The sequence below is a fragment of the Streptomyces sp. NBC_01508 genome (assembly GCF_045040315.1).
Lineage (GTDB): Bacteria > Actinomycetota > Actinomycetes > Streptomycetales > Streptomycetaceae > Streptomyces.
On record NZ_CP109419.1, the window covers coordinates 7,480,948 to 7,498,387 of the forward strand.

The following is a 17,440-nucleotide window of genomic DNA, read 5'->3' on the forward strand; positions in this document are numbered from 1 at the left end:
GGAAGCGGCTACGCCCGCTCCTGCCGCGTGCCCGCGTCGCCCGGCAGCGGCTCGTACGGCAACAGCTCCGGCCGCTTCGGCGCCCGGCCGTCACCCGACGACCGGCCCGTCAGCCGGCGGCCGATCCACGGCCCCAGATACCGCCGCGCGAACCGCGCGTCCCCCGTACGCCGCATCAGCCACCCCACCGGCAGCTCGGGCGCCAGTTGTGCGTGCCAGTCGTCCGCCGGCTCCAGGCCGAGGGCCTGCCACACGGCCTCGGCGACCCGGCGGTGGCCGTCGGCCGTCAGATGGAGCCGGTCCACGTCCCACATGCGCTGCTCGCCCAGGACCCGCGCCCCGTACAGATCGACCACCACCGCGTCGTGCCGCGCGGCCAGCTCGTCGATGAAGGAGAACAGCTGCTCCCAGCGCGGCCGGAAACGTTCCATCACCGGACCCCGGCGGGCCGGGCTGCGCATCAGCACCAGCCGTCCGCAGGTCGGTGCCAGCCGCTCCACCGACTCCTCCAGCTGCCCCAGGACCCGCCCCGCGTCGTACTTGGGCCGCAGCGTGTCGTTCAGGCCGCCGACCAGCGTCACCACGTCCGCGCGCATCGCGGCTGCCGTGTCCACCTGCTCGTGGAGGATCTGGCCGATGAGCTTGCCGCGTACGGCGAGATTCGCGTAGCGGAAACCGGGCGTACGGACGGCGAGACGGGCGGCGAGCAGATCGGCCCAGCCCCGGTACGACCCGTCCGGCTGGAGGTCCGACATGCCCTCGGTGAACGAGTCCCCGAGGGCGACGAGGCTGGTGTATGTGGCGTTGTTCTCCATGGCCGGGTGATCGTATCGCGTGCCCCGGCCCCGGCCGCGGCCGCGCCCGGACCCCGCCGCGACCGCGCCTCAGGTCCCCTGCGTATGCCTCCCGACCAGCTCACGCAGCACGTCCTCCATTGTCACCAGACCTTCCAGCTTGCCGTCCTCGTCCAGCACGGCGGCCAGATGCGTACGGCTGCGGCGCATCGCCGTCAGTACGTCGTCCATCGGGGTCTCCGCCCGCACCTGGGCGATCGCCCGCATCCCGGACACCGCGAACGCCTCGTCGCGCGGCATCGCGTCCAGGGCGTCCTTCACATGCAGGTAGCCGAGGATCCGCCGGGACCCGTCCACCACCGGGAAACGGGAGAAGCCCGACTCGGCCGCCAGCGCCTCCAGCTCCACGGGCGTGATCCCCACCCGCGCCGTCACCACCCGCTCCAGTGGCATGACCACGTCCCGCACCGGCCGGTGCCCCAGCTCCAGCGCGTCGTGCAGCCGCTCCGCGGCGCGGTTGTCGAGGAGCCCCGCGTCACCGGCGTCCGTGACCATCCGGGCCAGTTCGGCGTCGGAGAACGTCGCCGACACCTCGTCCTTGGTCTCCACCCGCAGGAGCTTCAGCAGCACGTTGGCGAACGCGTTGATCGTGAAGATCACCGGACGCAGCGCGCGGGCCAGCCCCACCAGCGCCGGGCCGAGGATCAGCGCCGTACGCACCGGTTCGGCGAGGGCGATGTTCTTGGGCACCATCTCGCCGAGCAGCATGTGCAGATAGGTCGCCACGGCGAGCGCGATGACGAACGAGATCGGGTGCACCACCCCGTGGGGCACGCCCACCGCGTCGAAGACGGGCTCCAGCAGATGGGCGATGGCCGGCTCCGCGACGATGCCGAGCACCAGCGTGCACAGCGTGATGCCGAGCTGGGCGGCGGCGAGCATCGCCGACACATGGCGCAGGCCCCACAGGACACTGCGGGCGCGCCGGTCGCCCTCCTCGGCCGCCGGTTCGATCTGGCTGCGGCGCACCGAGATCAGGGCGAACTCGGCCCCGACGAAGAAGGCGTTCACGACCAGGGTCAGCAGCCCGACGAGCAGTTGGATCACGGTCATCGTCCCGCCCCCTTGCCATGGTCCTTGCCACGACCCTTGCCGTGGTCCTCGCCGCTGTCCTTGCCGTGGTCGTCGTCCAACCCCGTGTCGGGTGCCGGGAGGGGCGCGTGCAGCAGTACGCGGGCGGCGCGCCGCCCGGCGGCGTCGACCACGTCGACGCGCCAGCCGCCCAGTTCGACGCGGTCGCCCTCGACCGGGATCCGCCCCAGCTCGGTGGCGACGAGACCGGCCAGCGTCTCGTACGGCCCTTCGGGCACCCGCAGCCCGATGTCCCACAGCTGGTCGAAGCGCGCGGCGCCGTCCGCCGACCACAGGTCGCGGCCGTCCGCGTCCTCCCCGGCGCGGGCCAGATCGGACGTCTCGTGCGGGTCGTGCTCGTCGCGTACCTCGCCGACGACCTCCTCGACGATGTCCTCCAGCGTCACCACACCCGCCGTACCGCCGTACTCGTCGATCACGACCGCCATGGTGCGGTTGCCGGAGAGCCGGTCCAGCAGCCGGTCCACGGTCAGCGACTCCGGTACGAGCAGGGGCTCACGCAGCAGCTCGGACACCGCCGTACGGCCCCGGCGCTCGTCGGGGACCGCCAGCACGTCCTTGATGTGGGCGACGCCGACGACGGTGTCGAGACTGTCGCGGTAGACGGGGAAACGGGAGAGGCCGGTGGCACGCGTCGCGTTGGCGACGTCCTCGGCCGTGGCCCGCACGTCGAGCGCGGTGACCTGTACGCGCGGCGTCATCACGTTCTCCGCGGTCAGCTCCGCGAGATTGAGCGTCCGCACGAACAGCTCGGCGGTGTCCGCCTCCAGCGCGCCCTCCTTGGCGGAGTGCCGGGCGAGCGCGACCAGCTCCTGCGGGCCGCGGGCGGAGGCCAGCTCCTCGGCGGGCTCCAGGCCCAGCCGCCGTACGAGACGGTTCGCCGTGTTGTTGAGATGGCTGATGAACGGCCGGAAGGCCGCCGTGAACACGCGCTGCGGCGTGGCGACCACCTTGGCGACCGCCAGCGGCGAGGAGATGGCCCAGTTCTTCGGGACCAGCTCGCCGACCACCATCAGGACGACGGTCGACAGGGCCGTACCGATGACCAGCGCCAGCGACGACGCCACGGACGGCGAGAAGCCGACCGCCTCGACGGGGCCGCGGATCAGCTTCGCCACGGACGGCTCGGCGAGCATGCCGACGACCAGATTGGTCACCGTGATGCCCAACTGGGCGCCGGAGAGCTGGAAGGTGAGGCTGCGTACGGCCTTCATGGCGCTCGCCGCACCACGCTCGCCGCTTTCGACCGCCCGTTCGAGGTCGCCACGCTCGACCGTCGTGAGGGAGAACTCGGCGGCGACGAAGGCCCCACAGGCCAGCGCGAGCAGCACGGCCACCAGCAGCAGGAGAACTTCGGTCATCGGGTCACCTCCGTCCCATGATCGGTCAGGGGGTGGCGGGCGGCGCGATATCCGCGGCTGTCGGTGCTCGTGCGGCGAGGCTCGCACATGGGCGGAGGCTCACACCTCTCGGTCGTCGGCGGACCAGGACCCGTTCCGGCTGTCGCCGGGGGCGGGCTCCGGGTGAACGGCCCATGGTAAAGGGGCGGTCGACCCGCCTGGCCGGTGGCCGACGCCGCCCGGCGGGGCGGCGAGCGGCTTCACCCAGCGGCGCCAGTGGTCCTCGCGATCGTAGCCCGCCGCCGCCCAGGCGCGCTGGGCCCGATCGTTGTCCTCCAGCACCATGGCGTCGACCCGGCGCCCGCCCAGCGCGCGGAACCGCCGCTCCGCCGCCGCCAGCAGGGCGGTGGCCACGCCTTGCCGGCGGCAGGACGGGTGCACGGCCAGTCGATAGGCGCAGCAGCGCCACCCGTCGAAGCCGGCGATGACCGTCCCGGCGAGGCGGCCGTCGCGCTCGGCGAGGATCAGGGCCTCGGGGTCCCGGGTGACGAGCCGGGCCACTCCGTCGTGGTCGTCGCTGATGCTCGTTCCCTCGGCGGCTTCGCTCCAGAACCGCAGTACTGTGCCGACGTCCGCGAGGGTGGCGCCGCGGAGGTGGAGATCGCTCATGGGGAGAGCCAAGCAGAGCGCGCGCCGGTTCGGCGAACGTGTTTGCGCCCACCCGGCCGACCGGGGGCGACGTCAGCAGACGACGAACGTCGAGCTGAAGTGCGGCGGCGTCTGCGTGGGGTCGCTGATCTCGAAGGCCATGTAACCCGACTTCCCGAGGTACACACCGCTCGTACCCTTCACACGGTGGATCTGCGTCATGCTGCGCATCAGCGCGGTGCAGTCCGGCATCGCGCTGTGTTCGAGAGGGCCGTCCTCGAATTCGGTCGTGCCCCGGTGGAACTGCCACATGTGCGGGGTCATCGTCAGCACGACGGAATTTCCCGTCATCGTGCCGACCCGCTCTCCGTCTTCGTCGACAAAGGCCTCGACATATTCCACGGTGGTGCCCGGCCCCGCCTCCTCCGGAGGGTGGCTGACCGTCAGCTTCTCCGCCATCTCGGTCAGAGAGCGGACGAGACACTTGGCGACCGCGTCGTCCTCGGAGTCGACTCCCGGGGTGTGCTGACCGGCCTCGGTGGCCGCGGCCACCGCCAACGCCCGGATATTCAACGGACCCGGGTCCGGGGCCTCGCGGAGAGACTCGGTTCCCACTTCGAGCGCGCGTTCGTCAATTGATATATATTCGGCCGCTGTCATTTCCATCCACCGGTGAGTAGTTCACTTTGTGAATCGTTTACGCGTGACGCCAATGAATTTGACTAAAGGCGCGCTAAGGGCAGTGGGGGAGGGCGCGGCCGTGCCGGCGCCGGTGGTGCCACGACCGCGCCGGCTTCATCGTCAACTACCTGTTGTTTCCCTATCTCAACGACGCCATAAGGCTGTTGGACCGGCCCGGCACGGACATCGCCGAGACGGACGCCGCGGTGGAAGCCGGTTACGGCTACCCCATGGGGCCGTTCGCCCTCCTGGACACCATCGGTCTCGACGTCTCCCTGTTCATCGAACGCCGGCTCCACGACGAGTTCGGCGGGACCGCCTTCGCGCCGCCCGCGCCGCCCGCGCTGCTCGAACAGCTCGTGGCGGACGGCGCGCTCGGCCGCAAGAACAGGCGGGGCTTCCGGTCCGGCGGGTAGCGGGCACCTCTGACGCCCCGTCAGGCCCCGTGCGGCTCCTCGATCACCGTGCCGAAAGCCTCCATGTACGGGTCGTTGACCGTGAGGTAGGTGAAGCCGTACCGCTCGCGCTGCTCGCGCAACTGCTCCACGACCTCCCGCAGCGTGCCGACGACCATCATCGGCAGCGTCAGCAACTCGTCCTCCGTCGTGTTCGGCAGGTACGGCAGCAGAGGCCGCACCGCCGCCGCGCGGTCCGTGGTCACGGCCACGAGCTGGAGATGCGGACTCATCTCGGCGGGTGTCTCGCGCCCGGCGGCGAATCCCCGGTAGGCGGCGACGCGTTCGTCCAGTTCCCCTGCCGAGAGGGCGGTCATCGCCTCCGCGTTCGCCTTCGCGCCGGTGAAGGCGACGATGTCCGCGCGTTCGGCGGCCAGCCGCAGCATCCGGTCACCGTTGCCGCCGATCAGCAGCGGCGGCCGGGGCCGCTGCTCGGACCGGGGGGAGATGGTCCTCGTCGCCCAGCAGTTCGTCCAGCGCGTCGACCGTGCCGACGAGATGGTCGACGCGTCGGCCGGGTGGCGGGAACGCGAGCCCGGCCCGCTCGTGCTCCTCGCGCACGTAACCGGTTCCGAGTCCGATCTCCAGCCGCCCCCGCGTCAGCGCGTCCGTCGTGGCGATCTCGCGGGCGAGCAGCGCCGGGTTCCAGAAGGCGCAGTTGAGTACGAAGGTGCCAAGCCGGGGCCGCTGAGTGGCCTCGGCCGCCGCCACCAGGGCGGGGAAGGGGGCGACCATACCGAGATGGTCGGGCACCAGGATGACGTCGTATCCCAGCTCTTCGGCTCTCGCACAGCGTTTGCGCCAGTCGGCGCCCGACGCGGGCGTCACCATGTTCACTCCGAAACGGAACGGCCTTGTCATGAGGTCTCCTCGTCGGTGTGTGACGGCGAACGGTTGACGGGGGGTGCGGTCCTGACGCTAACGGGGGAACCGGCCGTTCCTCCGGGAACTCAGTACACTTGCCGACGCTAGCGTCGGCGCGCTAGCTTGTTGGGGTGGCGAAGACCCAGCTGAACGTACGCGTGGACGAGACCACCGCGGAGGCCGCCCGGCGGCAGGCGGGGCGGCGCGGCATGAGCGTGAACCGCTACATCGAAGAGCTGGTCAAGCAGGACACGGGCGAGGTCGGGAAGACCTTCGTCGAGTCGGCCGCCGACTTCATGAAGCAGTACGAGTCCGTGTTCACGGAGGAGTTCGGCGCGGAGACCGCCGCCACGGACCGGGGCACGGAGCGGGGCGCGGACCAGGACACCGAGCGCGAGGGCACGCGCTGACCGGCACACCCGAACCACCGGACTGCGTCGCGTGCGGCGGGACCGTCGCCCCCGACGGCCACTGCTGGGACTGCGGCCGGCCGCAGCCCGCCTTCCGCTCGCACCTTGAGACCACCCTCGGTACCGGCGCCGCCGGCGTGAGCGACCGCGGCAAGCGGCGCGGCCTCAACGCCGACGCCATGGCGCTGACCACGAGCGGTGACTGGACGATCGGCGTCGTGTGCGACGGAGTGTCCATGTCGCCTCGCGCGGAGCGGGCCGCCCGGGTCGCGGCCGACGTCGGCGCGGCCCACCTGAGGGCGGGGCTGCGCGCGGGCACGCTGCCGGAGACCGCCCTCGCCGACGCCGCCGTCCGCGCGGGTCGCGCCGTCAGCGCCCTGGCCGCCTCCGCGGCCGAGGCCCCGGCCTGTACGTACGTCGCGGGCATCGCCGGCCCCGAGGGCATCTGGTGCGCCTGGATCGGCGACAGTCGCGCGTACTGGTTGCCCGACGACGGAACGTGCATGGTGCTGACCGAGGACGACTCGGGCCAACACGGCGCCCTGACCGCGTGGTTGGGCGCCTCCGCCGACGAACCGACCGAACCGGCCGCGCGGGTCCGCGGCTACCGGCCGCCGGGACCGGGCCGACTGCTGCTGTGCACGGACGGATTGACGAGCCATCAGTCCGACGCCGATGCCCTGCGGTCCCTGCTCGCCCGCCGCGCGCCCCCAACATCTGCCTACCACGGCCTTCTTGAGGATGCGCGGGCGCTGATCGGGTACGCCATGGACGCGGGCGGGCAGGACAACATCACCGCACTGCTCATCCACGTCGGGGATACTGATCATCGGGAACCCCTCACGCCCACCCCCTACCGAGACAGCTGCCACCATGGAAAACGCCGATACCCCTGAACCACCGTCACGCGCCGACCCCACATTGCGGATCGACCTGTCGTGGCTGCTCCTGGTCGCCGAGCACAAGATGCCCGGCGATCCCCAAGTCACCGACTGGGGCGCCCTGGTGGCCGCCGTCAGCCGGCACGAGGCGGAGATATTCGGCACCCCCGTCTACAGCGACCCGCACAGCCGCGCGGCGGCCCTGCTCCAGAGCCTCCTGCACGTACCGGCGCTGGAGCGGTCCAACGCCATGTACGCCTCGGCCGTCGCGTACGGCTATCTCGTCGCGAGCGGCCTGAAGGTCGTCACCTCGCCCGAACAGGTCAGAGACCTGGCCAAGCTGGTCAAGGACGGCAGGGCCGACGTACGCGCCATCGCGGCAGAACTGCGGGGCTGGAGCCTGTAGGGAGTGTCGACACAACCGGCCGCCGGGCGGGCTGCTGTGTTGTGTCCTCAGCCCCGGGCGGGCTTTCGAACCCGTCAGACCAGGTCCGCCCTCGGCCGGTACGCCACGCCGAGCACGCACGGTGAGGTCGGTGTCCGCGGCCCGGAGTCCGGCACCCGCAGTGAGCGGTAGGTGCCGAACTCGAAGCCCGCCTCGCCGATCGCCGCGAGGGGGTCCCGCGCCGCGTGGCAGCCGCCGAAGAGCATCGGCCACACCGTACGGTCCAGCGCCTTCTGCACCGTCGCCAGACCACGCTCCCGCGCCAGCCCGTGCTCGAAGAAGCGCAGCTCACCGCCGGGGCGCAGGACCCGGCGGAGCTCGGCGAGCGCCCGTGGCACGTCCCGTACGGTGCACAGCACCAGGGAGGCGACGGCCGCGTCGTAACCCTCGTCCTCGACGGGCAGCGCCTCCGCCGTGCCGGGCCGCACATCCACCGAGACCTCGGCCCGCATCGCCGCCCCTACCGCCAGTTGCCGCAGGCTGCGCTCCGGCTCGACGGCCACGACCTCGGAGACGGCGGGCGGGTAGTGCGCGAAGTTCAGCCCGTTGCCCGCGCCGATCTCGACGACCCGTCCCGACAGACCGGCCAGCAACTCCGCGCGGTGGGCCGCGATACCGCCCCGGTCGGCGGCGACGCTCATCCGCGCGTAGAAGCGCGCGAAGAGGGGGTGGTGCACTGAGTCCTGGGTGGCTTGGGTGACCTTGCGGTTGCGCAGATGCATTTCGCGGATCTCCTCCGGCGTACGGGGCGGCACCGTGATTCTTCCCCGTACGGCTCCGCTCAGCAGCTCACGGAGCGGAACTCGTTACCGTTCGCCCGACACGGCGCCTGTTACGGCTCGCGACACGGCGCCCGCCGCGAACCGCGACGCGTCCCAGCCCCCGCCGAGCGCCGGAGCCAGCCAGTGGGCCGCCCGCGCACGGAACCGTGCCGGGGCGAGCGCCCCCGCGCCGTGCGGTACGGCCCCGAGCAGCGGGGCGCCCGCGACGTCCGGCAGATCGGCCAGATTGCAGCGTGCCGCCAGATCCGGCACGACGGGCCAGCTGCCGATCACCACCCCCAGCGCCGTGAGGCCGCGCGCCCGCAGCGCCTCGGCCGTCAGCGCGGTCGTGTTGAGCGTGCCGAGCCCGGCGGGCGCCACCACCAGCACCGGGGCGGCGAGCAGCCGGGCGGCGTCCGCGAGCGTGCCGCCCTCGTGGTCGAACCGTACGAGCAGTCCGCCCGCGCCCTCGACCAGCACCAGGTCGTGCTCGGTCGCCAGCTTCCCGGCCGCCTCGGCGATCTCCTCGGGCCGTACGGGCGGCGCACCTGCCCGCCCTGCCGCCGTGGCGGGCGCCAACGGCTCGGGGAAACGGGCCAGTTCGACCGTGGTGACGCCGCCCGCCAGCCGTATCACCTCGTCCACGTCCCCCGGCTCCCCGGCGGCGACCCCGGTCTGCGCGGGCTTCAGCACCGCGACGTCGAGGCCCCGGGCCAGCGCGGTCGCGGCGAGGGCCGCCGTGACGACGGTCTTGCCGATCTCCGTCCCGGTCCCGGAGACGATCAGTACCGGCATCTCAGGCCTCCCGCGCCGCCGCCGCCACCGCGCGGCAGATCCGGGCGATGTCGTCGTCGCCCGTGACGTACGGCGGCATCGTGTACACGAGATCGCGGAACGGCCGCAGCCACACGCCCTCGCGCACCGCCGCCCGGGTCGCCGCCGCCATGTCCACCTCGCGGTCCAGCTGCACGACGCCGATCGCGCCGAGCACACGCACGTCCTTCACGCCGGGCAGTGCCGTCGTCTCGGCGAGGCCGTCGCGCAGCCCCGCCTCGATCCGTCTGATCTCGCCCTGCCAGTCCTGGCCGAGCAGCAGGTCGATCGAGGCGCACGCCACGGCCGCCGCCAGCGGATTGCCCATGAAGGTCGGCCCGTGGGCCAGTACGGGCACCTCACCGCGCGAGATGCCCTCGGCCACCGCCGACGTGCAGAGCGTCGCGGCCATCGTGAGATAACCGCCGGTCAGCGCCTTGCCCACGCACATCACATCCGGCGAGATCCCCGCGTGCCCGGCGGCGAACAGCGCGCCCGTGCGGCCGAAGCCCGTCGCGATCTCGTCGAGGATCAGCAGCACGCCGTACTCGTCGCAGGCCTCGCGCAGCACCCGCACGTACGCGGGGGAGTGGAAGCGCATGCCGCCCGCGCCCTGGACCACCGGTTCCACGATCACGGCGGCCAGTTCGTCGGCGTGGCGGGCGACGAGGGCGCGCAGAGCGTCCGCGTACGTCTCGTCGTACGGCTCGAAGTCGGCCGGCGGCGCTTCGGCGAAGATCTGGCGCGGCAGCACACCCGACCAGAGCCCGTGCATACCGCCCTCGGGGTCGCACACCGACATGGGCTGCCAGGTGTCGCCGTGGTAGCCGCCGCGCCAGGTCAGCAGCCGCTGTTTGGCCGGGCGGCCCAGCGAACGCCAGTACTGGAGGCACATCTTGACGGCGACCTCCACCGACACCGAACCCGAGTCGGCGAGGAAGACGTGCCGCAGCGGTTCGGGGGTGATCTCCACGAGCCGGGCCGCCAGCCGGACGGCCGGTTCATGGGTGAGCCCGCCGAACATCACATGGCTCATCCGCGCGAGCTGGCCGTGTGCCGCCTCGTTGAGGACCGGGTGGTTGTAGCCGTGGATCGCCGACCACCAGGACGACATGCCGTCGACCAACTCGCTCTGCCCGTGGGCCGGTTGGGCGAGGCGCAGCCGTACACCGGAGGCGGACTCCACGACCAGCGGGTCGGTGCGGCCGGGCATGGGACCGTACGGATGCCAGACATGGGCCCGGTCCAGCGCCAGCAGCGCGCCCGGATCCAGCGCCCCCACGTCGAACGCGCCCGGTGTGTCAGGCATTGGGCGCCAGGTCGGTGCCGGCACCGCGCCGCCGTACGGTCACCAGGTCCGTACGCGCGGACGCCTCGTCCACCTTGGCACCGTCCACCGCCCCGCCACCGCACGGGCTGTCGCAGCCACCGCCCCGGTGTCCGGGCAGCGTCGTCGTGCCCGCGCCCTCCACCTCGAACCCGGCGTCCGCGATCATGTCCAGATCCGCCTTGCCCTCCTGGCCCTCGCTGGTGAGGTAGTCGCCGAGGAAGATCGAGTTGACCAGGTGCAGCGCCAGCGGCTGCATCGTCCGCAGATGGACCTCACGCCCGCCCGCGAGCCTGACCTCCACATCGGGGCAGACGAAGCGCACCATCGCCAGAATGCGCAGCGCCCGCTGCGGCGTCAGATTCCACTCGTCGGCCAGCGGTGTGCCCTCGAAGGGGATCAGGAAGTTGACCGGCACCGAGTCCGGGTCCAGCTCGCGCAGTCCGAAAACCACGTCCACCAGGTCGGCATCGCTCTCGCCCATGCCCGCGATCAGCCCGGAACAGGCCGAAAGACCCGCGCCCTGCGCGTGCCGCACCGTCTCCACCCGGTCCGCGTAGGTGTGGGTGGTGGTGATGTCGCCGTACGTCGCCTCGGACGTGTTGAGGTTGTGGTTGTACGCGTCGGCGCCGGCCGCCTTCAGCCGCTCCGCCTGACCGTCCGAGAGCAGCCCGAGACAGGCGCAGACCTCGACGTCCCTGTTCTGTTCCTTGATCGCGCCGATGGTCTCCGAGACCCGGTCGACGTCCCGGTCCGTCGGGCCCCGGCCGCTCGCGACCAGACAGACCCGCTTCGCGCCGCCGGCCACTCCGGCCGCGGCGGCCTTTGACGCCTCATCGGGCTTCAGCCAGGTGTACTTGAGGATCTCGGCCTTGGACCCGAGCCGCTGCGAGCAGTACGAGCAGTCCTCGGGGCAGAGCCCGGACTTGAGGTTGACCAGGTAATTGAGCTTGACCCGCCGCCCGAACCACTGGCGGCGCACCTTCCCGGCCGCGGCCACCACGTCGAGCAGATCGTCGTCGGATGTCGCCAGCACGGCGAGCGCTTCCTCGCGCGACGGCAGCTCGCGCCGAAGGCCCTTCTCCACCAGTGTGTTCAGCAGGTCCATGGGGCCGATCCTGGCCTACGGCGGGCCTCCGGGCCAAGGATGAACCCTACAAGACAGGTGCATTCAGGTGTGTGTATGACCACACCCGAAGCGGGTCCGGCCCCGGTTAGGGTCTGTGGGCTGCCTACAAAAGGACCTGAGCCGTGCCAACCGAGCCGCCCGTGCCGAGCACGCCCTCCACGTCCCCGCCCCCCTCCATGTCCCCGCCGACGCCGGATCCCTTCCGCTGGATCGACGACGAGGCGCGCCGGCGCGAGCGGTCCGGTCTCGTCCGTACGCTGCGGCCCCGCGACGCCGAATCGACGCTGCTGGATCTCGCGAGCAACGACTACCTGGGGCTCACGCACCACCCGGTGACGACGGGCGCGGCGGCCGACGCGGCGCGCCGCTGGGGCGCGGGGGCCACCGGCTCCCGGCTGGTCACCGGAAGCACCGCCCTGCACGCCGAACTGGAGCGTGAACTGGCGGAGTTCTGCGGTTTCGAGGCCGCGCTCGTGCTGTCGTCCGGGTACGCCGCGAACCTCGCCGCCCTCACCGCGCTGACCGCACGCGGCTCGCTCGTCGTGTCGGACGCCGCCAACCACGCCTCCATCGTGGACGGTTGCCGTCTCTCCCGCGCCGAGACCGTGGTCGTCCCGCACGCCGACCCGGCGGCTGTGGACAAGACGCTGGAAGCGCACGGGAGTTCGAGGGCTCTCGCGGTCAGTGACTCCGTGTTCTCGGTGGACGGCGACGCGGCGCCGCTCGCGCGACTGGCCGAGGTGTGCCGTACGCGCGGTGCCGCGCTGCTGGTGGACGACGCCCACGGGCTCGGCGTGCTCGGCGACGGCGGCCGCGGCGCCGTCCACGCGGCGGGCCTGGCGGGCGAGGCGGGAACCGTCGCCACCGTCACCCTCTCCAAGTCGCTGGGCAGCCAGGGCGGCGCGATCCTCGGCCCGGCCCGGGTCATCGACCAACTCGTCAACACCGCACGGTCGTTCATCTTCGACACCGGCCTCGCGCCGGCCGCCGTCGGCGCCGCGCTCGCGAGCCTGCGGCTGCTGCGCGCGGACCCGTCGCTGGCCGTCCGGGCGCGGGCGGTGGCGCACGCGCTGCACCGGGGGCTGACCGGGGCGGGGCTCACCGCCGTACGCCCGGACGCGGCCGTCGTCTCCGTCCGGGCGCCGTCTCCGGACGCGGCCGTGCGCTGGGCCGCCGACTGCCGGGCGGCGGGGCTGGTGGTGGGCTGTTTCCGGCCGCCGTCGGTGCCGGACGGGATCTCCCGGATCAGGCTTACGGCCCGCGCCGACCTGACGGACCGGCAGGTCGGGACGGCGCTGGCGACGATCGTCGCGACCGCGCCCGCCGGGGCCGCGGCGCCGGTTGGCTGAGCACATACGTAGGCCCCCCGCGTCCCCTCTCGGTCGCCGGGACGGGAAACTTGAGTCCCCTCAAATACGGTCTCGCGTAGCAGGGTTCACCGCTTAGAGCGACAGACGGGGCCATATCCCTGCGGATCGCCCGTGCGCCGGGCGCTGTTGATGGCAGTGTGGCGCGAAGCGCAATCCGGGGACGTACTCGCGGGCATCTGCCGTAGGTCGGTCTGCGTCCCGGTGGGAAAGGGACAGCGTCGTCATGGCAGACCGTCAAGAAGCATCCGTCACCCTGCCGAGCGATCCGGCCTCGGTACCGGAGGCGCGCAGATACGTCGCGCGTGTCCTCGCCGAATGGGGCCTGCCGGGCGACGCCGACACCGCCGAAACGGTTCGCCTGATCATCTCGGAGCTCGCGACCAACGCCGTGCAGCACACCTTCGGCAGATCGCCGACCTTCACGGTCGACGTCACCCTGGAGCGCGACGAACAGCTACGTGTCGGAGTCACCGACAGCCACCCGCGGTGGCCGAAGCGGCTCCCGGCCGCGGTCCAGCAGGACAACGGCCGCGGCATGGTCATCATCCGCTCGCTGACCGCCGAGTACGGCGGCCGACTGACCGTCACACCCACCGAGGACGGCGGCAAGACGGTGTGGATCACCCTGCCCTGGACGCCGCGGCCCCAGGGCTGACCCGCCGGGCCGCGCCCGGCCCGCCACCCGCTGCCCGCCACCCGCCGGGCCTCAGCGGACCCGGCCGTACCAGACGCTCTTGGACCAGATGCGCTGGAGCCGTACCACCTGACCCGTCTTCGGCGAATGCCAGATCTTGCCGCCGCCGGCGTAGATGCCGACGTGGTAGACGCTGTTTCCGGAGTGGAAGAAGACCAGGTCGCCCTGTTTGCGGCTGGAGGCCGAGATGTGGCGCGACTTGTTGTACTGCTGCTGCGCCGTGCGCGGCAGGGACTTGCCGGCCTTCTTGTAGGAGAACAGCGTCAGCCCCGAGCAGTCGAACCGGTGCGGACCTGTCGCCCCGTACCTGTAGGGCGCGCCCTTCTTGGAAGCGGCCACATTGAGGGCTTTGGAGGCGGCCGGTGCGGCGTGGGCCTCCGACACGGCGCCGGGCGCCAGCATCGTGCCGCCGACGGCGGCGAGGAGGACCGATGCGGTACCGGCCCGGGAGAACAGCGACGGGACATGCGTCAGCGCGAACATGCGACACCCTTCGTCAGCCGCCTGTGAAGGATGACCTGTCGGGTTCGGGCTGGCGAAGATGCCCGGCCGCGTGTGCGGCTTCACCCCGAGGAGCGGTCCATGGTCGGGCCGCCCCGAACTGCTCGGGTCCTCCACTCCTGCCGATCCACTCGTGTCGACCAGGCATCCGGAGCGGCGGCAGGACTCGGCGTCCACCCGGACCGCCCCGCCGAGGTGGCGGGGGCTTGTCGTCACACGGATCTTGACGCGGCCTCAGCGCAATTCCGAGCCGAAACGGCTAGATGTGACTCTCGTCACTTATGGCCCATTTGGGTTGGTAAGGCCGATTCGGCGAACGGCTCATATGATCGCTCACGCGCTGTACCTGCGACGTAGCGAAGCGTTACGGCCGGACGGCCGATCGTCCGTCGCAAGTCGCCGCCCCGGTCGCGGCGGGCGCGTCGATACGCCGAACGAGCGGGCAAATCCCGTACGGACGCGTCCGTACGGGACGGCCGGCCGCCGGTTCGTCGCGCGCCGGGTCCGCGCGCCGGGTCCGCGCGCCGGGTTCATGGGTCGGGTCCGAGGGCCGGGGTTGGCGAGCCGGGTCCGCATCAAGTCGCGGGTCCGGGCGGCATGGTGACCCGCCCGGCCCTGCGCTCCCCGTCCAGCACCCGCAGGGTGCGGTCCAGGGTCGGTGTGTGCAGCTCGGTCTCGCCTCTGGCGTGCATCAGCGCGAGCGCGTCGCGAAGTTCGGCCGCCCTGGCCACCAGGGCCTGTGCGGCGCGCAGCGCGCCGTACGTGTCGTCGGCGCGCGCCGGGTTGATCCGGCCCACCAGGTCGACGACCTGGAGATAGCAGTCCACGAAGTCGCCCTCGGCGCGGGTCAGCGCGGGCAGCGGCGGCAGCTCCGGTGGCAGCATCGGCGCTTCACCGGGGGTCGTTGAAGCCGAGGGACGCCCGGCGGTCCTGTGTGACCTGGTCCACCAGGCCGTACTCCTTGGCGGCCGTCGCGTCGAAGATCGTGTCCCGGTCGATGTCGGTGTCGATCCGCTCGGCGCTCTGTCCGGTGTGCCGCACCAGTGTCCGCGCCATCAGGGCCCGCGACCGCAGCAACTCCTCGGCCTGGATGGCGAGATCGGACGGCTGGCCGCGTACGGGCTCCTCGATCCCCGGCTGCTGGAGGACGACGCGTGCCCCTGGGAGTGCCATCCGCTTGCCGGGCGCCCCGGCGGCCAGCAGGACGGCGGCGGTCGACACCGCCTGACCCAGGCAGGTGGTCGCCACGTCGCAGCCGATGACCCGCATCGTGTCGTACACGGCGGACATGGCGCTGAGGGAGCCGCCGGGGGAGTTGATGTAGAGGGCGATGTCCTGGTCGGGCGCCGCGTATTCGAGATGGAGCAGCTGGGCGATCACGTCGTTCGCCGAGGTGTCGTCCAGGGCGGTGCCGAGGAAGATGATCCGTCCTTCGAAGAGCTTGGAGTACGGGTCGAGGGACCGGGTCCCGGTGGTGGTCCGCTCGGTGAACTCCGGCAGGACGTGCGTGGGCGGGCGGCGCGGGCGCGCGGAAGGACGGTTCATGGCGTGCCTCTCCTCGGGTGCCGGACGGGCTCTCGTCCGTCGGTACAAAATGTACAGGATGTACAGGCCGTAAGATGGTGAGCATGGCCTACGAGATTCCGGTGACGCAAGCGCGGGCGGAGTTCGCCGACCTGATCAACCGGGTCGTCTACGGCGAGGAACGCGTGGTCGTCACACGCCACGGCAAGCCGCTCGTCGCGCTGGTGTCGGCCGCTGACCTGGAACGACTGGAGAGCCTGAAGGCCGAGGAGGCCTCGGAGGCCGCCGCGGTCGAGGAGCGCGTGATCGCGTCGGTGAGCGCGCTCGGGTCGGTGTCGTCCGCTCCGGGCGAACGCGCGAACTTCGGCATCGTGGCGAAGCACGAGCCGCCGGAGAGGCGCTGAGGCATGTCGCGCGAAATCGCCGGACGGACCGCGTGTGCGGTCCGTCCGGCGATTCACGGAGGAGCGCGGCCCACGGGCCGCGCGGCCGATCAGGCGGCGCGGGCCGGCTCCCGCGTACGGGCCGGGGTCTCGGTTGGCTCGGGTGTCGCACCCGTACGGCGCGCCCCCACCAGCACCGCGGTCACGCCCAGGGCGGCCCAGACCGTCAGCGTCAGCGCGGGCGTCCCCGCCCCGTTGCCGTCGAAGTAGGCGACCGAGCGGAGCAGCGAACCGCTCGCGCCCGGCGGCAGCAACTGACCGATCGCGCCGAACGGTTCCGGCAGGAGTTCGGGCGCGCTCGACACTCCGGAGAACGGATTGCCGAGCAGCACCATCAGCAGCGCGCCGAGGCCGATTCCGGCCCGGCCGACGAGCGAGGCGAGCCCCGTCACGGTGGCCCCGATCGCCAGTACGGCGAGCCCGAACACCCCTGCCTCCGCCCACCAGTTGCCGGCGAGCACGTCCAGCCAGCTGTGGGCGAGGGTGGTGGCGGTGAGGCCCGCCAGCGCCGCCGCCCCGAGCAGCGCGCCCAGCGCGCGGACTCCGCGCAGCGCCAGCAGGCTCACCAGCGCGCCGGTGGCGACACCCCCCAGGGTCAGCGGAAGCATGCTCGCGCCGAACGCGCCGCCGCGCGGGTCGCCCGGGGGCGTGGCGACCACGTCGGTCACGGGCACTTCGGTGCCGGCCGGCGCCTGCGCGGTCACGGCCTCCCTGAGCAGCTGGGCGACGGCCGGTCCGGCCGCCGACGCCGTCAGCAGGTGCGGCCCCTGAGGGGTGGCGACCACGACCCCGTAGACGTCCCGGTCCTCGATCGCCGCGCGGGCGGCTGCCTCGTCGTCGTACCGGTGCACCTCGAAGGCGTCCGGTTGCCGCTCGAATCCCCGCTGGAGCGGCGCGGTCGCCGAGGCTGGTCCGGCGACGCCGACCGGCAGATCGCGCGGTGCGGTGCGGGCGGCGGGCCAGGCGAAAGCCGCCAGCGCCACTGCGGCGATCAGGGGGATCAGGAGCATGACGCCGATCATGCGACGGGTGGGAGTGGCGGACATCGCGTCCTCGTTTCGGTCCACGGTCGGTGGAGTCGGATTCGGGAGTTGGATACGGGAGATTCAGAAGCCGGACTCTAAAAAGAAGGATCGTTCGTTTTGGGGATGCGGCCACTGTCGCCGGGGAGCCGGAAGGTTGTCAAGAAGGAACGTTCGTTTTAGATT

General features: G+C 72.1%; 18 protein-coding genes, 3 pseudogenes and 1 riboswitch. Of the genes and pseudogenes, 7 read left to right on the plus strand and 14 right to left on the minus strand.

The features are described 5' to 3' along the window. Positions 1–8: 8 nt before the first annotated feature. From OG700_RS34560 to OG700_RS34580, 5 genes and pseudogenes are all read right to left on the minus strand, one after another. The gene (locus OG700_RS34560) at positions 9–815 is read right to left on the minus strand and encodes an SGNH/GDSL hydrolase family protein (protein WP_405620546.1); all 807 of its coding nucleotides are present in this window, start codon (positions 813–815) and stop codon (positions 9–11) included. A gap of 69 nt (positions 816–884) precedes the next feature. After that, a complete protein-coding gene (locus OG700_RS34565) occupies positions 885–1,907 on the minus strand; it encodes a hemolysin family protein (protein WP_405620548.1) in 1,023 nt (340 codons plus the stop codon). Next, positions 1,904–3,307: a hemolysin family protein gene (locus tag OG700_RS34570; RefSeq protein WP_405620550.1), complete on the minus strand. Its 1,404-nt coding sequence runs from the start codon at positions 3,305–3,307 to the stop codon at positions 1,904–1,906. The genes OG700_RS34565 and OG700_RS34570 overlap by 4 nt, the downstream gene beginning before the upstream one ends. Before the next feature lie 231 nt (positions 3,308–3,538). Beyond that, a pseudogene (locus OG700_RS34575) lies at positions 3,539–3,955 on the minus strand (GNAT family N-acetyltransferase); the annotation flags it as partial. 72 nt (positions 3,956–4,027) lie between these two features. Continuing rightward, positions 4,028–4,600 carry an allene oxide cyclase barrel-like domain-containing protein gene (locus tag OG700_RS34580; RefSeq protein ID WP_405620552.1) on the minus strand — a complete coding sequence of 191 codons (573 nt, stop codon included), beginning with the start codon at positions 4,598–4,600 and terminating at the stop codon, positions 4,028–4,030. A gap of 110 nt (positions 4,601–4,710) precedes the next feature. On the opposite strand from OG700_RS34580, the pseudogene OG700_RS34585 reads away from it, so the two are divergent. After that, positions 4,711–5,031: pseudogene (locus OG700_RS34585) on the plus strand (3-hydroxyacyl-CoA dehydrogenase family protein); the annotation flags it as partial. 20 nt (positions 5,032–5,051) lie between these two features. On the opposite strand, the pseudogene OG700_RS34590 reads toward OG700_RS34585, so the two are convergent. After that, positions 5,052–5,931: pseudogene (locus tag OG700_RS34590) on the minus strand (TIGR03621 family F420-dependent LLM class oxidoreductase). A gap of 134 nt (positions 5,932–6,065) precedes the next feature. Here OG700_RS34590 and OG700_RS34595 point away from each other — a divergent pair. The 3 genes from OG700_RS34595 to OG700_RS34605 all read left to right on the plus strand — a co-directional run bounded on the left by OG700_RS34595 (position 6,066) and on the right by OG700_RS34605 (position 7,631). After that, positions 6,066–6,344, plus strand: a complete 279-nt coding sequence (locus OG700_RS34595; RefSeq protein WP_405620554.1) for a toxin-antitoxin system HicB family antitoxin — start codon at positions 6,066–6,068, stop codon at positions 6,342–6,344. Positions 6,345–6,481: 137 nt separating this feature from the next. After that, positions 6,482–7,240 carry a PP2C family protein-serine/threonine phosphatase gene (locus OG700_RS34600; RefSeq protein ID WP_405620556.1) on the plus strand — a complete coding sequence of 253 codons (759 nt, stop codon included), beginning with the start codon at positions 6,482–6,484 and terminating at the stop codon, positions 7,238–7,240. Continuing rightward, positions 7,218–7,631 carry a fic family toxin-antitoxin system, toxin component gene (locus OG700_RS34605; RefSeq protein ID WP_405620558.1) on the plus strand — a complete coding sequence of 138 codons (414 nt, stop codon included), beginning with the start codon at positions 7,218–7,220 and terminating at the stop codon, positions 7,629–7,631. The genes OG700_RS34600 and OG700_RS34605 overlap by 23 nt, the downstream gene beginning before the upstream one ends. 74 nt (positions 7,632–7,705) lie before the next feature. Here OG700_RS34605 and OG700_RS34610 read toward each other — a convergent pair whose 3' ends face one another. The 4 genes from OG700_RS34610 to bioB form a co-directional block, all read right to left on the minus strand. Further along, positions 7,706–8,392 carry a class I SAM-dependent methyltransferase gene (locus tag OG700_RS34610; RefSeq protein ID WP_405620560.1) on the minus strand — a complete coding sequence of 229 codons (687 nt, stop codon included), beginning with the start codon at positions 8,390–8,392 and terminating at the stop codon, positions 7,706–7,708. An 84-nt stretch (positions 8,393–8,476) separates the two neighbouring features. Beyond that, positions 8,477–9,226: a dethiobiotin synthase gene (gene bioD / locus OG700_RS34615; RefSeq protein WP_405620562.1), complete on the minus strand. Its 750-nt coding sequence runs from the start codon at positions 9,224–9,226 to the stop codon at positions 8,477–8,479. Position 9,227: 1 nt separating this feature from the next. Then, positions 9,228–10,553, minus strand: a complete 1,326-nt coding sequence (locus OG700_RS34620; protein ID WP_405620564.1) for an adenosylmethionine--8-amino-7-oxononanoate transaminase — start codon at positions 10,551–10,553, stop codon at positions 9,228–9,230. Next, complete coding sequence (gene bioB, locus OG700_RS34625) at positions 10,546–11,679, minus strand: biotin synthase BioB (RefSeq protein ID WP_405620566.1); 1,134 nt, start codon at positions 11,677–11,679, stop codon at positions 10,546–10,548. Before bioB ends, OG700_RS34620 begins: the two co-directional genes overlap by 8 nt. A gap of 197 nt (positions 11,680–11,876) precedes the next feature. Between bioB and OG700_RS34630 the strand changes: the two genes are divergently transcribed. Both OG700_RS34630 and OG700_RS34635 read left to right on the plus strand, forming a co-directional pair. Further along, the gene (locus tag OG700_RS34630; protein WP_405622193.1) at positions 11,877–13,049 is read left to right on the plus strand and encodes an 8-amino-7-oxononanoate synthase; all 1,173 of its coding nucleotides are present in this window, start codon (positions 11,877–11,879) and stop codon (positions 13,047–13,049) included. A gap of 244 nt (positions 13,050–13,293) precedes the next feature. Next, a complete protein-coding gene (locus tag OG700_RS34635; protein WP_405620568.1) occupies positions 13,294–13,725 on the plus strand; it encodes an ATP-binding protein in 432 nt (143 codons plus the stop codon). A 51-nt stretch (positions 13,726–13,776) separates the two neighbouring features. Here OG700_RS34635 and OG700_RS34640 read toward each other — a convergent pair whose 3' ends face one another. The 3 genes from OG700_RS34640 to OG700_RS34650 form a co-directional block, all read right to left on the minus strand. Then, positions 13,777–14,247, minus strand: a complete 471-nt coding sequence (locus OG700_RS34640) for a C40 family peptidase (RefSeq protein ID WP_405620570.1) — start codon at positions 14,245–14,247, stop codon at positions 13,777–13,779. A gap of 3 nt (positions 14,248–14,250) precedes the next feature. Further along, a riboswitch (cyclic di-AMP (ydaO/yuaA leader) is annotated at positions 14,251–14,422 on the minus strand. 418 nt (positions 14,423–14,840) lie between these two features. Then, entirely contained in the window at positions 14,841–15,149 is a 309-nt protein-coding gene (locus OG700_RS34645; RefSeq protein ID WP_405620572.1) for a hypothetical protein, read from the minus strand. 7 nt (positions 15,150–15,156) lie between these two features. Beyond that, positions 15,157–15,810, minus strand: a complete 654-nt coding sequence (locus OG700_RS34650) for an ATP-dependent Clp protease proteolytic subunit (RefSeq protein WP_405620574.1) — start codon at positions 15,808–15,810, stop codon at positions 15,157–15,159. 83 nt (positions 15,811–15,893) lie between these two features. Here OG700_RS34650 and OG700_RS34655 point away from each other — a divergent pair, with 83 nt between their 5' ends. Further along, complete coding sequence (locus tag OG700_RS34655) at positions 15,894–16,193, plus strand: type II toxin-antitoxin system Phd/YefM family antitoxin (protein WP_405620576.1); 300 nt, start codon at positions 15,894–15,896, stop codon at positions 16,191–16,193. An 89-nt stretch (positions 16,194–16,282) separates the two neighbouring features. Here OG700_RS34655 and OG700_RS34660 read toward each other — a convergent pair whose 3' ends face one another. Continuing rightward, positions 16,283–17,278 carry an ABC transporter permease gene (locus OG700_RS34660; RefSeq protein ID WP_405620578.1) on the minus strand — a complete coding sequence of 332 codons (996 nt, stop codon included), beginning with the start codon at positions 17,276–17,278 and terminating at the stop codon, positions 16,283–16,285. Positions 17,279–17,440 lie beyond the last annotated feature (162 nt).

Excerpts from the sequence above, each read along its gene's own strand:
- OG700_RS34560 (WP_405620546.1), bottom strand. The coding sequence starts at position 815 with ATGGAGAACAACGCCACATACACCAGCCTCGTCGCCCTCGGGGACTCG.
- OG700_RS34565 (WP_405620548.1), bottom strand. The coding sequence starts at position 1,907 with ATGACCGTGATCCAACTGCTCGTCGGGCTGCTGACCCTGGTCGTGAAC.
- OG700_RS34570 (WP_405620550.1), bottom strand. The coding sequence starts at position 3,307 with ATGACCGAAGTTCTCCTGCTGCTGGTGGCCGTGCTGCTCGCGCTGGCC.
- OG700_RS34580 (WP_405620552.1), bottom strand. The coding sequence starts at position 4,600 with ATGGAAATGACAGCGGCCGAATATATATCAATTGACGAACGCGCGCTC.
- OG700_RS34605 (WP_405620558.1), top strand. The coding sequence starts at position 7,218 with ATGGAAAACGCCGATACCCCTGAACCACCGTCACGCGCCGACCCCACA.
- OG700_RS34610 (WP_405620560.1), bottom strand. The coding sequence starts at position 8,392 with ATGCATCTGCGCAACCGCAAGGTCACCCAAGCCACCCAGGACTCAGTG.
- bioD (WP_405620562.1), bottom strand. The coding sequence starts at position 9,226 with ATGCCGGTACTGATCGTCTCCGGGACCGGGACGGAGATCGGCAAGACC.
- OG700_RS34620 (WP_405620564.1), bottom strand. The coding sequence starts at position 10,553 with ATGCCTGACACACCGGGCGCGTTCGACGTGGGGGCGCTGGATCCGGGC.
- bioB (WP_405620566.1), bottom strand. The coding sequence starts at position 11,679 with ATGGACCTGCTGAACACACTGGTGGAGAAGGGCCTTCGGCGCGAGCTG.
- OG700_RS34630 (WP_405622193.1), top strand. The coding sequence starts at position 11,877 with ATGTCCCCGCCGACGCCGGATCCCTTCCGCTGGATCGACGACGAGGCG.
- OG700_RS34635 (WP_405620568.1), top strand. The coding sequence starts at position 13,294 with ATGGCAGACCGTCAAGAAGCATCCGTCACCCTGCCGAGCGATCCGGCC.
- OG700_RS34640 (WP_405620570.1), bottom strand. The coding sequence starts at position 14,247 with ATGTTCGCGCTGACGCATGTCCCGTCGCTGTTCTCCCGGGCCGGTACC.
- OG700_RS34645 (WP_405620572.1), bottom strand. The coding sequence starts at position 15,149 with ATGCTGCCACCGGAGCTGCCGCCGCTGCCCGCGCTGACCCGCGCCGAG.
- OG700_RS34650 (WP_405620574.1), bottom strand. The coding sequence starts at position 15,810 with ATGAACCGTCCTTCCGCGCGCCCGCGCCGCCCGCCCACGCACGTCCTG.
- OG700_RS34655 (WP_405620576.1), top strand. The coding sequence starts at position 15,894 with ATGGCCTACGAGATTCCGGTGACGCAAGCGCGGGCGGAGTTCGCCGAC.
- OG700_RS34660 (WP_405620578.1), bottom strand. The coding sequence starts at position 17,278 with ATGTCCGCCACTCCCACCCGTCGCATGATCGGCGTCATGCTCCTGATC.